This window comes from Polynucleobacter sp. AP-Latsch-80-C2 (genome assembly GCF_018882185.1).
Taxonomy (GTDB): domain Bacteria; phylum Pseudomonadota; class Gammaproteobacteria; order Burkholderiales; family Burkholderiaceae; genus Polynucleobacter.
On the sequence record NZ_JACVOY010000032.1, the window covers coordinates 1 to 884 of the forward strand.

The following is an 884-nucleotide window of genomic DNA, read 5'->3' on the forward strand; positions in this document are numbered from 1 at the left end:
CACATCACTACCCAGTGTCACTGCGCCAGTGTAGGTTTGAGTACCGGTGGTGGTGATTGAACCGTTTAAGGTGATGCCATTGCCAGTTACGGCTAAGACATTGGCAGTGTTAATAGCGCTTAAGCTCACAGCGCCATAAGTACTGATGGTTAGGTTGTTTGTGCTACCGACATTTAAGGTGTCTGAGATGGTAATGCTACCTCCACCGCTGACACTTTGACTACGAATCGTCAAAGGACTAGCGAAGGTAATATCTGCGCCTGTGTTGTAAGCGACTGCACCAGTACCACTGGTACTGCCGATAATGACTCCAGCAAAACCGGAGCCATTGATATAACCCAGTTGGGCATCGCTTAAAACAAGAGAGCATGCAACACCACAAGAGCTGGAAGTAATACCACTACCCAAACCAATGGTGGTAGCCACAGTATTTGGTTGGATGGTTAAAGTACCCGTAGCTCCGGTAGCACTTACAGTGCCACCCAATGACAAAGCATTCGCTGTCAGGGTAAGGCTGTTACCCGCCATGGCTACAGTACTACCAAAGGTAATGCCTGAAGCAGTTAAGGTGCTACTTGCACCCAGTGTCACTGCGCCAGTGTAGGTTTGAGTACTGCTTGTTTTAATAGTATCTGAATTTACAGTCGTTAAGCCTGCGGAGATAGAAAGTGTATTAAGAATGCTTGTATTACCCACTTTGCCACCAAAGATGGCATGTGCACCACTGGCAGTTGTAATCGTTAAAGCACGAGCTGAAACACTACTATCAATTGTTGAGCTAAAAGTAATATCGCCACTCGTGCCTGCTGCAGAGCTAGTTAATACAATATCACTACCCAGTGTCACTGCGCCAGTGTAGGTTTGAGCACCGGTGGTGGTGATTG

The 884-nt window shown here is 47.2% G+C and carries 1 protein-coding gene; it reads right to left on the bottom strand.

Features of this window, described 5'->3' with window-relative positions:
- Positions 1 to 884, bottom strand: an 884-nt coding sequence (locus ICN47_RS12725; protein ID WP_216220279.1) for a hypothetical protein, incomplete at both ends; no start/stop codon positions are given.